The 12,629-nt window shown below is 72.0% G+C and carries 16 protein-coding genes; 4 read left to right on the top strand and 12 right to left on the bottom strand.

All coding sequences use genetic code 11. From position 1 onward, the window contains the following. Positions 1 to 226: 226 nt before the first annotated feature. From G7071_RS05575 to G7071_RS05560, 5 genes are all read right to left on the bottom strand, one after another. Positions 227 to 1,450 carry a condensation domain-containing protein gene (locus G7071_RS05575; protein ID WP_166315955.1) on the bottom strand — a complete coding sequence of 408 codons (1,224 nt, stop codon included), beginning with the start codon at positions 1,448 to 1,450 and terminating at the stop codon, positions 227 to 229. Positions 1,451 to 1,714: 264 nt separating this feature from the next. Further along, positions 1,715 to 2,368: a CE1759 family FMN reductase gene (locus G7071_RS05570; protein ID WP_166315952.1), complete on the bottom strand. Its 654-nt coding sequence runs from the start codon at positions 2,366 to 2,368 to the stop codon at positions 1,715 to 1,717. Then, complete coding sequence (locus G7071_RS19820) at positions 2,365 to 2,562, bottom strand: hypothetical protein (RefSeq protein WP_343043544.1); 198 nt, start codon at positions 2,560 to 2,562, stop codon at positions 2,365 to 2,367. Before G7071_RS19820 ends, G7071_RS05570 begins: the two co-directional genes overlap by 4 nt. A 29-nt stretch (positions 2,563 to 2,591) precedes the next feature. After that, positions 2,592 to 3,506 (bottom strand): CE1758 family FMN-dependent luciferase-like monooxygenase, encoded by a 915-nt coding sequence (locus G7071_RS05565; RefSeq protein WP_343043543.1) that lies wholly within the window; start codon positions 3,504 to 3,506, stop codon positions 2,592 to 2,594. A gap of 83 nt (positions 3,507 to 3,589) precedes the next feature. Continuing rightward, a complete protein-coding gene (locus G7071_RS05560; protein WP_206062912.1) occupies positions 3,590 to 4,000 on the bottom strand; it encodes a hypothetical protein in 411 nt (136 codons plus the stop codon). A 35-nt stretch (positions 4,001 to 4,035) separates the two neighbouring features. Here G7071_RS05560 and G7071_RS05555 point away from each other — a divergent pair, with 35 nt between their 5' ends. Next, positions 4,036 to 4,926 carry a glycerophosphodiester phosphodiesterase family protein gene (locus tag G7071_RS05555; protein WP_206062911.1) on the top strand — a complete coding sequence of 297 codons (891 nt, stop codon included), beginning with the start codon at positions 4,036 to 4,038 and terminating at the stop codon, positions 4,924 to 4,926. Positions 4,927 to 4,977: 51 nt separating this feature from the next. Here the strand turns inward: G7071_RS05555 and G7071_RS05550 are convergent, their stop codons facing one another. Next, positions 4,978 to 5,418, bottom strand: a complete 441-nt coding sequence (locus G7071_RS05550) for a hypothetical protein (RefSeq protein WP_166315949.1) — start codon at positions 5,416 to 5,418, stop codon at positions 4,978 to 4,980. Further along, positions 5,411 to 5,761 (bottom strand): hypothetical protein, encoded by a 351-nt coding sequence (locus G7071_RS05545; protein ID WP_166315946.1) that lies wholly within the window; start codon positions 5,759 to 5,761, stop codon positions 5,411 to 5,413. The genes G7071_RS05550 and G7071_RS05545 overlap by 8 nt, the downstream gene beginning before the upstream one ends. A 70-nt stretch (positions 5,762 to 5,831) precedes the next feature. On the opposite strand from G7071_RS05545, the gene G7071_RS05540 reads away from it, so the two are divergent. Then, complete coding sequence (locus G7071_RS05540; RefSeq protein WP_166315943.1) at positions 5,832 to 6,881, top strand: DNA polymerase IV; 1,050 nt, start codon at positions 5,832 to 5,834, stop codon at positions 6,879 to 6,881. On the opposite strand, the gene G7071_RS05535 is transcribed toward G7071_RS05540, so the two are convergent. Together G7071_RS05535 and G7071_RS05530 are read right to left on the bottom strand one after the other, a co-directional pair. Beyond that, positions 6,875 to 7,813: a prenyltransferase/squalene oxidase repeat-containing protein gene (locus G7071_RS05535; RefSeq protein WP_166315940.1), complete on the bottom strand. Its 939-nt coding sequence runs from the start codon at positions 7,811 to 7,813 to the stop codon at positions 6,875 to 6,877. The genes G7071_RS05540 and G7071_RS05535 overlap by 7 nt on opposite strands. Before the next feature lie 226 nt (positions 7,814 to 8,039). After that, a complete protein-coding gene (locus tag G7071_RS05530; RefSeq protein WP_166315937.1) occupies positions 8,040 to 9,233 on the bottom strand; it encodes a RimK family alpha-L-glutamate ligase in 1,194 nt (397 codons plus the stop codon). A 25-nt stretch (positions 9,234 to 9,258) separates the two neighbouring features. Here G7071_RS05530 and G7071_RS05525 point away from each other — a divergent pair, with 25 nt between their 5' ends. Beyond that, complete coding sequence (locus G7071_RS05525) at positions 9,259 to 9,750, top strand: ATP-dependent zinc protease family protein (protein ID WP_166315934.1); 492 nt, start codon at positions 9,259 to 9,261, stop codon at positions 9,748 to 9,750. Continuing rightward, positions 9,750 to 10,709: a succinylglutamate desuccinylase/aspartoacylase family protein gene (locus G7071_RS05520; RefSeq protein WP_166315931.1), complete on the top strand. Its 960-nt coding sequence runs from the start codon at positions 9,750 to 9,752 to the stop codon at positions 10,707 to 10,709. Before G7071_RS05525 ends, G7071_RS05520 begins: the two co-directional genes overlap by 1 nt. Here G7071_RS05520 and G7071_RS05515 read toward each other — a convergent pair. From G7071_RS05515 to G7071_RS05505, 3 genes are all read right to left on the bottom strand, one after another. Beyond that, the gene (locus G7071_RS05515) at positions 10,696 to 11,469 is read right to left on the bottom strand and encodes a WXG100 family type VII secretion target (RefSeq protein ID WP_166315928.1); all 774 of its coding nucleotides are present in this window, start codon (positions 11,467 to 11,469) and stop codon (positions 10,696 to 10,698) included. The two genes, G7071_RS05520 and G7071_RS05515, sit on opposite strands and share 14 nt — an antisense overlap. Continuing rightward, positions 11,466 to 11,768, bottom strand: a complete 303-nt coding sequence (locus G7071_RS05510; protein ID WP_166315925.1) for a hypothetical protein — start codon at positions 11,766 to 11,768, stop codon at positions 11,466 to 11,468. Before G7071_RS05510 ends, G7071_RS05515 begins: the two co-directional genes overlap by 4 nt. A gap of 129 nt (positions 11,769 to 11,897) precedes the next feature. Further along, complete coding sequence (locus G7071_RS05505) at positions 11,898 to 12,584, bottom strand: hypothetical protein (protein ID WP_166315922.1); 687 nt, start codon at positions 12,582 to 12,584, stop codon at positions 11,898 to 11,900. Between the last annotated feature and the right edge of the window lie 45 nt (positions 12,585 to 12,629).

Genomic DNA, 12,629 nt, shown 5'->3' with positions numbered 1-12,629 from the left:
TAGCGACCACTCGGCGTACGGCGATAGCCCCGACCGGCGCTCAGCGCGCGATCACGTTCAGCAGGACCGTCAGCAGCACCGAGGCGGCGATCGAGATGGCGATCATGGCGAGGCAACCGGGGGCGCCGCCGAGGGGACGAATTCGCACAGGACTCATGGGGCTCACCGTCGCACGTCTGGACCAGGTCCGGTTCACCCGCAGGGAGCGCGGCGCCGCCGGGGCGTCCTAGCCCTGGGGGCAGGAGCTGTCGATGCGCGGGCGCGAGGCCGCAGTCTCGGGGCCGTCGCCGACGATGAGCTCGAGCTCGGCGAGCCAGCGCTCGAACGAGTCGTGGGCCTCAGGGGTGTCGGGTCGACGGCACCGCACGAAGACGCCCCTCCTGGTCCGGGTGAACGCGAGCTGGACCTCGTCGGTCGTCGCCTGCTGCTCCAGCAGCACGGCCGAGGTCAGGTCGACGAGGTCGTTGCCCGGACGGGCGCGCAGGTCGTGCCAGGCGACGGTGTTGAGGTCGCCCGAGGGCCAGCGCACCGGGAGCGGCACGGCGGACAGCACCCTGGCCACCGACACCCAGCTCATCGACTCGGCGAGCATCCACGCCAGGTCTGCGCGAGGCAGGGTCTCGCGCAGGGTCGCGGCGGCCTCGATCTCCAGCGGCACGACGGTGTCGAACCAGCCCATCGCCTGCTCCCACTCGGGCAGCCGCCGGGTGTCGACCTGGAGCATGGTGGTCAGTCCGGAGGCTGTCCCGGCCCGGCGGTGGGCCATCGCCGCAGCGGCCAGCATGACCGTGGGGGCGGAGGCCCGTCGTCCCAGGCTCGCGGTCAGCCACGAGAGCTGCCCGGGAGTGACCAGCAGGTGCTCGGAGGTGGCGAGGGTCGCCTCCTGCCCGGGGCGCAGACCGGTCTCGAAGCCCGAGCGGGGCACTGTCGCGTCGAAGCGCTCGAGGAAGTCGTGCCAATAGCAGGCTTCCATCGAGTCCGGGTCGAAAGGCGCGGCCTGCTCCTCGACGGCGGCATCGAGGAATGACCCGACCTCCGGAAGCGGGGCCCGGCCCGATGACGGGCGGACGTGGACGAGATAGAGCGCATGCAGGTCACGCAGGGCCGTCAGCAACGACACCTCGTCCACCAGCGATCGATCGAACGCTGCGATGAAGGTGGACGAGCCGCCGCGGTCGATCACGCCGAACCACGACGCCGGCCACGACGTGGGGCGACACGCGTAGCCGATGATCGCCTCCAGCCGGTCGCGCCAGGCCCCGGTGTCGCCGGTCAGGTCGTGCTCCTCCGTGCGGATCCGCACGTCGGGGTCGTAGTCGAGCCGCGAGCTGACCTGGGAGTGGCCACCGATCAGGAGCTCGCTGCGCAGCCCTTCGTGGCGGGCCATGAACTCGGCGACCGCCCGCGACCAGGCCGCGACGTCGGCGTGCCCGAACTGCTCGAACGCCACCGCCCGCCACGACCCCGCGACGCGGTGGATGCGATGTGGAGCCGCTGGTTGAACGTCGACGGGGCGTCGGAGAAGGAGGGCCTGGACGGGGAGTACGGGGTCAGGGCGACGAGCCGACCACCGCGCAGGTCGTGCTCCCGCAACGTCATGACACGCACAGCCGCGGACCCCCTCCGGTCGTCACGCCGACCTCCCGAGCCGTGCGCAGCGGGCTGAGACTAGGGCGAAACGAGGCGAAAGGCAATGCTCCGCCGCGGGTCTGCGCTAGGAGCCCGAGTGCCCCTGGAGCAGGGTCGCGAAGTCGGTGACGGGCGCGAGGTCGTTGCCCGACGTACGCCGACGCGCAGTCGGGTCGGGCGCGAACCCGGCGACGTGGTCGGCGCCGGCGACGACGACGGCGTTGGCCAGCTCGGCCGCAGCACGCGCGACCCGGTCGGAGAGCCCGGTGGAACCGAAGTCCTCGGTCGCGGCGAAGACCCCGGTCGGGAGCACCACGGCCCGCAGATAGCTGAACAGCGGGCGCATGGCGTGGTCGAGCACGAGCGAGTGGCGGGCCGAGCCGGCGGTCGCGGCGATCAGCACCGGCATCGCGTTGAGGGCGTCGGTGTCGAGGGCGTCGACCAACATCTTGAACAGCCCGCTGTAGCTCGCGCTGAAGACCGGCGTGACGGCGATCAGGCCGTCGGCGGCCGACACCTGCTCGCGGACGGCGGCCAGGCGTGCGGTCGTCACTCCCCCGCTGGTCATGAAGGAGGCGAGGTCCTGGGCGAGGTCGCGCACCTCGACATGCTCGAAGCTGACTGCCTCGCCCCGGGCGCCCACGGCGGCCGCAACCGCGTCGGCGAGCTGGTCGCCGAGCATCCGGGTCGAGGACGGGACGGTCAGGCCGGCGGTGAGGACCACGACGGTGCGGCTCATGCGGTCACGCCTTCCTTGGCCTCGGCCGTGGCCCGGGCGGGCTCGACGAGGTGGTGAGCCGCGTCCGGGCCGGCGGCCACCAGCGAGGCGTGGGTGGGCGGGTCGCTCGGCACGTGGGCGGGGCGACGGCGGTCGAACTCGGCGCGCAGCACCGGCACGACCTCGCGCCCGAGGATCTCGAGCTGCTCCAGCACCACGTCGATCGGCAGGCCCGCGTGGTCGATCAGGAACAGCTGGCGCTGGTAGTCGCCGGCGTAGTCGGCGAAGCCGAGGGTGCGCTCGATGACCTGCTCGGGGTGCCGACCGTCAGCGGCGTGGCGGCGGTGAAGTCCTCGAGGGAGGGGCCGTGGCCATAGACCGGTGCGTTGTCGAAGTAGGGCCGGAACTGCTTCTTGGCCTCCGCCTCGCTCGCGCCCAGGAACACCTGGCCGCCGAGGCCGACGATCGCCTCCTCGGCCGCACCGTGGCCGTAGTGCTCGAAGCGCTGCCGATAGAGCCGCACCATCTGCGCGGTGTGCTCGGGGCCCCAGAAGATGTGGTTGTGGAAGAACCCGTCGCCGTAGTAGGCCGCCTGCTCGGCGATCTCGGGGCTGCGGATGGAGCCGTGCCACACGAAGGGCGGGGTGTCGTCGAGCGGGGCCGGCGTCGAGGTGTAGCCCTGCAGCGGGGTGCGGAACTGGCCCTGCCAGTTGACGACCGGCTCGCGCCAGAGCTTGCGCAGGAGATGGTAGTTCTCGATCGCGAGCTTGATCCCGTCGCGGATGTCCTTGCCGAACCATGGATAGACCGGGCCGGTGTTGCCGCGGCCCATCATCAGGTCGACGCGGCCACCGGAGAGGTGCTGGAGGAAGGCGTAGTCCTCGGCGATCTTCACCGGGTCGTTGGTGGTGATCAAGGTGGTGGAGGTGCTCAGGAGCAGCTTCTGGGTCTTGGCCGCTATCCACGCCAGGTGGGTCGTCGGTGAGGAGACGGTGAAGGGCGGGTTGTGGTGCTCCCCGGTCGCGAAGACGTCGAGCCCGACCTCTTCCGCCTTCAGCGCGATCCGGGTCATCGACTCGATGCGCTCGCCCTCGGACGGCGCGACGCCGGTGGTCGGGTCGGGGGTGATGTCGCCGACGCTGAAGATGCCGAACTGCATGGTGCGCCTCCTTGGTTGAAGATTGTACTACTTCTAACGAGGCACCTCGGCGCCCTATTCCCCGCGTCCCGCAGGACCCGGTGTCAGGCGCTGGTGATCGCCGAGGCCTCGTCGTAGCCACCCAGCAGGCTCGCCAACCGCAGGTGCGGGGCAGCCTCGTCGTGCTTGCTCTGGCGCTGGAGCGAACGACCGATGAGCAGGTGGGCATAGGCCTCGCCCGGGTCGCTCGCCAGCACCTCGCGAGCGGCGGCGATGGCTGGGTCGAGCAGCGCGGCGTGGAAATAGGCCCGCGCCAGCAACAGGCGCGCATCGGTCAGGGCGTGGACCTCCGCGCCCTCGGAGAGGTCGATCAGCTCGCGCAGCAGCAGGGCTGCCTCCCGGTAGGCCCGGTCCTCGAACAGCGCCTGCGCGCGCACCCAGCGGTCGTGGACGGAGTCCTCGAGAAGACCCGCGTGGCCGGCCAACAGCTGCTCGAAGGGGGTGAAGTCGCTCATGCCTGCCCAACAGCAGGGCGGCGGGTCCGATTCCCGTGGGCGAGCAGGAGGAGCGTCGTCGACGAAGCCTGGGTGAACAGTGGCCGATCCGGGCCGCGACTCCTGTTCCGGAGCAGCTCTCGGCACCCATGCTGGCTGCCATGAGGTATGGCGAGGACGACGGCCCGCTCGCGATCGCCCACCGCGGCGGCGTCGGGCTCGGCCCGGAGAACACGCTGGCGACCTTCGCGCGGGCCACCGCGCTGGGGCTGCGCTATCTGGAGACCGACGTCCAGACGACCCGCGACGGCGACCTCGTGTGCTTCCACGACGTTGCCCTGCGACGCGTCACCGGGGTCGAGGGCACCGTCGCCGACCACTCGACCCGCTCGCTCCGGCGACTGCGCGTCGACGGCAGCGAACCGATCCCGACGCTCGCCGAGGCGATGGGCTCGTTCCCTGCGACCCGCTTCGCGATCGACCTGAAGGACGAGGCGTCCGGGCGGGCCCTGGTCTCGCTGCTGGTCCAGAACCCGTCGTGGGCCGAGCGGGTCTGCATCGCCGGGGCGTGGTCCAACCGGCTGCTGCGGGTGCAGCGCGCCGTACCGGACGTGACGACCGCTCTCGGGTGGCGAGCCCTGACGACGCTGATCGCCGCCTCGCGCTCCTACGCCCGCCCGCCGGCGCGGGTGGCCTCGGGCACCTTCGCGCACGTGCCGCTGCGCCTGGGCCGGGTGCCGATCTATGCCGAGCGCATCGTCCGCCGCGCCCACGCCCTCGACATCCGCGTCGCGGTGTGGACCGTCAACGACCAGCCCACGATGCACCAGCTCCTCGACGCCGGGGTGGACGCGATCATCACCGACCACCCCGACCTGCTGCGCGAGGTGCTGATCGCCCGCGGACAGTGGGCTCCGCTCGCCGGTCGGCGCACCGCCCCCGCGTGACCCGGTCGGAGTCACCGCCCGAGCGGGGACTTCGCCGCAGGGACGGCCAGCTCAGGCGCCGCGCACGGCCGGCCGCGTGCGGACGAGCCAAGCGACGCCGAGGAAGGGCAGCAGGAGCGGGAGATAGCCATAGCCCTCGCCGTACGTCGACCAGACGGTCGGCTCGGTGAAGAGCTCGGGCTCCAGCACGGTCAGCGTCCCGACCGCCAGGACGCCGACGAGCTCGAACCCGACGGCCGCCCAGGCGAGCCGGCGCGGCGCGGGGCCGACCTCGGCAAGGCCGAGGGTGGCGGCGACGTAGACCAGCGCCGCGACGGCCGAGAGGCCGTAGGCGACCGGCGCAGCGGCGGCGTCCGTGACGAGCTGGAACCCCGACCGCGCGGTCGCGGACAGCGCGAAGACGGCATAGATCGCGACCAGCGCGCGGCCGAGGCCGCTCTTGGTCGACGGCCTGCTGGACGCAGGGGTCGAGGTCCGGGTCGGCTCAGCCATGGAGCTGGATGCTCCGCAGCACGAGGAACGCGGTGGTGAACGCTGCCACGGCGAGCACCGCGGTCGACCCGCGGCTGCGGTCGGCCCACGACCACATCACCCCGAGCGGGAGCACGACCAGCGCGGCCAGCAGGTAGAGCACGAAGGCGGCCGGGCTCACGATCTCGGCATCGCCCACCACCTGGACGATGCCGGTCACGGCCAGGGCGAGCAGTGCCACCTCGAGCACGCCGATCACGCCGAGGAGGAACCTGTCGGGACCGCGGTCGAGGGCGACGTACACCCCGACCACGAGGGTCAGCAGCAGCAGGGCGCCGATCAGGACCGTCTGTAGCTCCAGCACGCAGTGATTCTCGCAACCGTGGGGGTCGTGGCCGGTTGCCGGTGTCGGTGCGTGCTGGCAACGTGTCGCCATGACCGGGACGGCGCGCTGGGTGCTGCACGTCGACATGGACCAGTTCCTGGTCGCCGTCGAGCTGCTCCGCCGCCCCGAGCTCCATGGCCTGCCGGTGATCGTCGGCGGACGCGGCGACCCGACCGAGAGGGCGGTGGTGTCGACGGCGTCCTACGAGGCGCGCGAGCGGGGCGTCCGTTCCGGGCTGGCCCTCAAGCTCGCCGTCCGCCGGTGCCCCGAGGCGGTGCTGCTGCCCGTCGACTTCCCGGTCTACGAGGCCGCCTCGGCGCAGGTGATGGCCACGCTGCGCGCCCACCCCGGCGTCGTGGTCGAGGTCCTCGGCTGGGACGAGGCCTTCGTCGGCGTGGAGACCGACGACCCGCTGACGACCGCGCTCGAGATCCAGGCCGAGGTGCTGGCAGCGACCCGGCTGCACTGCTCGATCGGCATCGGCGACACCCTCGTCCGGGCCAAGGTCGCCACCGACTTCGGCAAGCCGCAGGGCACCTTCTTCCTCCACCGCGACAACTGGCTCGACGTGATGGGGCACCGCCCGACGACCGCGCTGTGGGGAGTCGGCCCCAGGATCGGACAGCGGCTCGCGGCGATCGGGATCGAGACCGTCGCCCAGCTCGCGGCCAGCCCCGACGACCCGTTGGTCGCCGCGTTCGGGCCCAGCACCGGCCCCCACATCGGCCGGCTGGGTCGCGGCGGCGGACGCGCCTGGCCCGACGACACCCCTTGGGTCGCCCGGGCCCACGGCCGCGAGACGACCTACCAGGCCGACCTCCTCACCCGCGACGAGGTCGCCGCCGCCCTGGGCGAGCTCGCCGGCCGGGTGGTCGACGACCTGGCCAGGGAGGGGCGCGCGGCGACCCGGGTCCACCTGAAGGTCCGGTTCGCGCCGTTCTTCACGCACACGAAGGTGCGCAAGCTGGGCGCGCCCACGATGGATCCCGCGGTGCTGGCGGAGACGGCGCTCGCGCTCTTTGACGCGCTCGGTGACGACCGACCCGTCCGGCTGCTGGGGGTGCGCGCAGAGATGCAGCCGCCCGCGGGCGGCTATTGAGCAGTCCCCTCGTCCCACCACCCGAGCACCCGCAACGCGCGCATGGTCGCCCAGCGGCTGGGTCCGGGCTCCTCCATCCTGAACCACTCCCGACCGGGGTGGCCGCGGTGCCTCGGCCAGCGACCGTCCGCCATCCGGGCCCGGCGGACGACAGCCACCGCAGGCTCCAGCCGGACATCGACCGACGCACCCACTCGGGCGAAGTGCTCGAGCCCACGCATCACGTCGAAGTGCCACTGCGGCGGGAAGGGGAACCGCGCGAACGCCGGGTCGACCAGCTCGCCGGTGCGGTGCGAGCGGTAGAGGTGGTGCTCCAGGAAGAACTCACGTCCCCGGCCCGAGGCTCCCCTGACGTCGATGCTCCCGCCGGCCACGGCATATGCCTCCAGAGCTTCCAGTGCGGTGATCGAGGTGTGGAAGGAGCCGTGACTCGAGCCGCTGCGCAGTGACTCGCAGTTCCATCCGCCGTCGTCGAGCTGCTGGTCCAGGAGGAAGCCCACGGCCGCGTCGACTCGTTCGTCGAGCTGGCCGAAGCGGGCCGCAAGGAGCACCAGCATCCCGGTGATGCACGTCTCCGCCATCCAGATCGAACGCGCGAGGTTGAGGCCGCCGTCGAAGGTGTGGGCGCCTTCCCAGACGACGCTGCACCCGCGTCGCGCCTGGCGATTGTCGCCCGGAAGACCCAGTCGCTCGAGCAGGAGAAGCGTGTAGGTCGTCGACGTCCACTTGGGGCTGTACAACGCCCCCGCCCAGCGCCCGTCCTCGTCCTGCGCGGCCAGCAGCCGGGCTCCCCAGCCCTGTGACTCGACCCTGCGACGCAGGGCATCTACCTCGTCCACCCCCGCCGCTGTCAGGGCGTCGAGCGTCTGCCAGGCCACGGCGGGATCCCCGGCCAGCAACCACTCGATGACGTCGTCGGGCGCAGTCCCCATGGGTCGACGATGACATCCAGGGCCGGGCACCGACAGGGGCCGAGGTCCCTCGCCCCTGACCGAGCAATGACTCCGCGACCTCCGGGCTCAGACGTCCGACCATCTCGAACGAGTCGCCCGGATGCAGGTGGGCTTGTCGAGGCGTATGGCGAGGCGCACGCCGCCGGTCGACCCATCGCCGTACGCGAGGAGCCGGCCGCCCTACGGTCACCCGGAGCGGTGAGGCTCAGGCCTGTTCCTGGATCGGGTGCTTGGGCAGCCGCTTGACCTTGCGGCTGCGCTTGCGGCGGGCCGGGATCATCGAGCGCATCTCCTCGAGCTTGCCGAAGCACAGCAGCCGGTCCTCCGACTCGAGCACGACGGTGCCGCCCGGGTTGGGGATGACGTGCGTGCCACGGTGCAGCGTGAGCACCGAGATGTCCTTCTCTCGCAGGCCCGAGTCGCCGAGGTTCTTGCCGACGATGTCGGCGTCACCGTGGACGACGAGCTCCGCGACGCCATACCCCGTCGAGACGCTGAGCCGCTGCCGCACGTCGATCTGCGGGAAGGCCACCTGGTTGTCGATGTAGTCGATGATCTCGCCCGCGATGTCGAGCTTGGTGGCAGCCTCGATGCCCTCCAGGCCGGGCGAGGAGTTGACCTCCATCACCAGCGGACCCGAGCTGCCCTCGAGCATGTCGACACCGGCGACCCGCAGGCCCATGATCTGCGCGGAGCGCACCGCCGCCTCCTCGAACGCCGGCTCGAGCTCGACCGCCTCCACGGAGCCGCCCCGGTGCACGTTGGAGCGGAACTCGTCGCCCTTGGCCACGCGCCGCATCGCCGCCACGACGCGGTCGCCGACGACGAGGGCGCGGATGTCACGGCCGCGGCTCTCCTTGACGAACCGCTGGATCAGGACGTTCTGTCGCGTGCTCTGCAAGGTCTCGATGATGCCCTCGGCGACCTTGATGTCGGGGGCCAGGATCACCCCGATGCCCTGGGTGCCCTCGAGCAGCTTGATCACGACGGGCGCGCCGCCGACGCGCTCGATCGCCGGGATCACGTCGGCCCGGTCGCGGACGAACGTCGTGGCCGGCATCTCGATCGCGTGCTTGGACAGGATCTGGCTGGCCCGCAGCTTGTCGCGGGAGTTGGAGATCCCGTAGGCGGTGTTGGGCGTGTAGACGTCCATCTGCTCGAACTGCCGCACCACGGCGGTGCCGAAGTAGGTGATCGAGTTGCCGATCCGCGGCAGGATCGCGTCGTAGTCGGAGAGCTGCTTGCCGCGGAACTGCAGGTCGGGCTCGTCGCCCGACAGGTCGATCGCGAAGCGGAGGGTGTTGAGCACCTTGACCTGGTGGCCCCGCTGGAGGGCCGCAGTGCGCAGTCGCTGGGTGCTGTAGGAGCGGGGGGCCCGGGACAGGATGGCAAGCTTCACAGAACACACCTGATTGGATAGGGGGGTGGCAGCCACCCATCCAACCAGCCCCGGTCCGGTGACCGCCGGTTGGCGCGAGTGGGTGCAGCTGCCCGGGCACGAGATCGACTGGCTCAAGGCCAAGCTCGACACCGGCGCGCGTTCCAGCGCCCTGCATGCCTTCGACGTCCACGAGTTCGATCGCGAGGGTCATCCGTGGGTTCGGTTCTCGGTCCACCCCTGGCAGCGATCCGACGAGGACGCCGTGGTGGTCGAGCGCCCGGTCCATGACACCCGCGGCGTGCGTTCCTCCACCGGGCACGTGCAGCAGCGCTACGTCGTGCTGCTCGACATCACCCTGGTCGGGCGCATCGTGACGGCCGAGGTGACGTTGGCCAGCCGCGACCAGATGGGCTTCCGGATGCTGGTCGGGCGCGAGGCCCTGCGGCAGGGCTACCTCGTCGACGCCAGGCGCTCCTATCTCGGCGGCCGGCCGCGGCGAGCCGTGCGCCGCCGCAACCGCGGGATTGCCTCCTAGTGGCCCGCGAGTCCTTCGCCATCGGCACCGTTCGCATCCGGCCCGGCACGATCCGCAACCTCGAGCTGCCGATCACCCGGCTGGTGACCGGCGCCGACGTGAGCCTGCCGGTCCGGGTCGTGCACGGGCGCGAGGACGGGCCGACGATCTGGGTGAGCGCCGCGATCCACGGCGACGAGGTCGTCGGCGTCGAGGTGATCCGGCAGGTGCTGGCGACGCTCGACCCCAAGACGTTCCGCGGGACGCTGGTCGCCGTACCCATCGTCAACGTCCTCGGCTTCATGACCGGCGACCGCTATCTCCCCGACCGCCGCGACCTCAACCGCTCGTTCCCAGGCTCCGCGCGCGGATCGCTCGCCGCCAGGATCGCCCACCTCTTCATGGTCGAGGTCGTCGCGAAGTGCGAGGTCGGCCTCGACCTGCACACCGGATCGGACCGGCGCTCCAACCTGCCGCAGATCCGCGCCGACCTCGACGACCCGCTGACCCGAGAGCTCGCGGAGGCTTTCGCCGCGCCGGTGATGCTGCACGCGAAGATCCGCGACGGGTCGCTGCGGCACGCAGCCCGGGAGCGGGGGGCGAAGGTGCTGCTCTATGAGGCTGGAGAGGCGCTGCGCCTCGACAACTACGCCATCGACGCAGGCGTCGCGGGCGTACGCCGGGTGCTGGCCGCGCTGGGGATGACGGACCCGGTCGACGAACCGGCGCCCGGCCCCTCGGTCGAGTCGCGAACCAGCGGCTGGGTGCGGGCCCGGAGCACCGGCATCTTCCACCTCGAGGTCGGGCTCGGCCAGCGGGTCAACGAGGGGGAGCGGCTGGGCGCGCTGCTCGACTCCTTCGGCAAGACGCTGCGGATCGTCCGCGCCAGCTGGACCGGCATCGTGGTCGGCCGGACCGAGCAGCCGCTGGTCAACTCCGGAGACGCGCTGGTCCACATCGCCGAGGTCAACCAGGACTGAGCGCCCGCCGGTCCCCCGGGCCCGGTTCGGCGAGGCCCTCCTGCTCCGCCCTGATCGCGACCAGCTGGAGGGTCGGGCGTCTGACGTCGGCGTCCAGCGGCGTGACGACCTTGACCGCCGCCCGTTCCGCCGCCCGGGCCAGCTGCTTCCTGCCCCGGCCCAGGGACTTGACCCAGGACTGGTAGGCGTCCAGCAACCGCTCGATCCGACGGAGCTCGACGGCGAGGTGCTGCAGGCGGGCGGCGATCCGAGCTCCCACGACCCCCGCCTTCGCTGCGGCGGCAGCGGCCCCCGCCGCCGCCGAGGCGCCGAGCGTCACCAGCCCGGTCACCGCGCTGACCGCGAGGGACACTGCGGCCCACTCGACGAGCTCGCGGACGAGGTCGGCGACGACGAGCTCGGCCTCTCGCACCGCCACGGCGGCCCGGTCGAGCAGGTCCGCGACCTCCCCGGTGCGCTCTGCGAGCTCGTCCAGGTCCTCGACCACCTCGCTGACCGTCCGGTCGAACGCGTCGTGGGCCACGCCCTCCCACTCCCCCACGACGAGCGCCGCCGACACGCGCCCGTCGCGCGCGACCTCGGACACGGCCCGCGACATCGCCCGCCAACGCAACGCAGTGTCGTGGACCTGTTCGTGGTCGCCGGTGACGTCTTCCCACTTCTCCACCAGGGGCGCGAGCAGCGGGCGCATGAGAGCGGCGACCTCCTGGCCGAGCGCTCCGAGCTGGCCCTCGATCCCAGCCGCCGCGCGGCCGCTCATCGACCGACCTCGGACACTGCTGTGCCGAGCGCCTCGAAGCGCCGCGCAGCGTCCTCGTCGACGACTCGGAACGTGTTGCGGACCTCGCGGACGGCATCGCTGAGGTCCTCGCAGCGGTGGGCGAGGTCCCACAGCCCCGCCCGGGTTGCGCGGTCGGCTTCCGCGAAGGTCGCCACGATGTCGCGGGCCGGCAGGATCCGTCCGAGCGAACCGGGAGCGAGGCCGGCGTCGCGGCGCGCCTGCTGGATCCTGATCAGGTCGTTGCGCGACCCGCGCTGGGCTGCGGCGGCCCGGGTCATGGCGGGAAAGATCGCTAGTAGTCGATCGGTCATCGGGTTCCTCCACTGGTCGGCGATCGGTGGAGGAACGCTTCCGCCGTCCCGGCCCGGCGAAACGCCCTCAGCCGTCGACTGTGGACAACCGGCTCGTCAGCGCCAGCGGTGTCGGGCGCTCGGGGCCGAGCCGCTCGGAGGGTCGCCGACCTGGATCTCGCGGCCATAGCCCCAGCCGTCGACCAGTGGGAGGTAGTCGCCGCTCCAGAACGTGCCCGGGTCGAACCACTGGGCTCGCCGGTCGTCGGCCAGCACCCCCATGTCCTGGAGGGTGGTGGCCACGACCTCCGCGCAGTAGGCCTCCTCCGGGCGGACCCGCTGCCCGCGCTTGCGCCGCGCGAGGTAGGCGTCGCGTCCGCGGAACCAGCGGGCAGCGAGCCGGGCGGTGCTCGGGAACGAGACCCCGTCGAGGCGCGCGATCGACCTGAGCAGCGCATCCTCCTCGCGGCGGCCCACCTCCGGCGAGATCTGGCGCAGCCAGGCCTGCTGGCCGTAGGTGTGCGCCCAGCGGTCCACTGCCTGGCGCAGGTCGTGCAGCTGCACCCCGCGGTGGTTGCCGCCCGTCCAGACGTCGGTCAGGACCTTGGACAGCTCGGCATGCCAGATCAGCGGCGGAAGGTCGTCGATCACCACCGCCATACCCACGTGGTTGACCGGCGAGTTGGTCAGGGTCTGGATGGCGCGGTCGGCCGCCGTGCGGCCGCGGAAGAGCCACAGGTCGCCGGTGCGCGTCAGCTCGACCGCCTGGTCGAGGGTCAGTTCCGACCGGGGGGCGTCGCGCATGGCGGTCAGTCTGCCCGAAGCGCCGGTCCTGCGGACTAGGCTCCG

The organism is Nocardioides piscis (assembly GCF_011300215.1).
GTDB lineage: Bacteria > Actinomycetota > Actinomycetes > Propionibacteriales > Nocardioidaceae > Nocardioides > Nocardioides piscis.
Note: the sequence above shows the minus strand (reverse complement) of the source record. Positions and strands in the feature narration are given on the sequence as shown.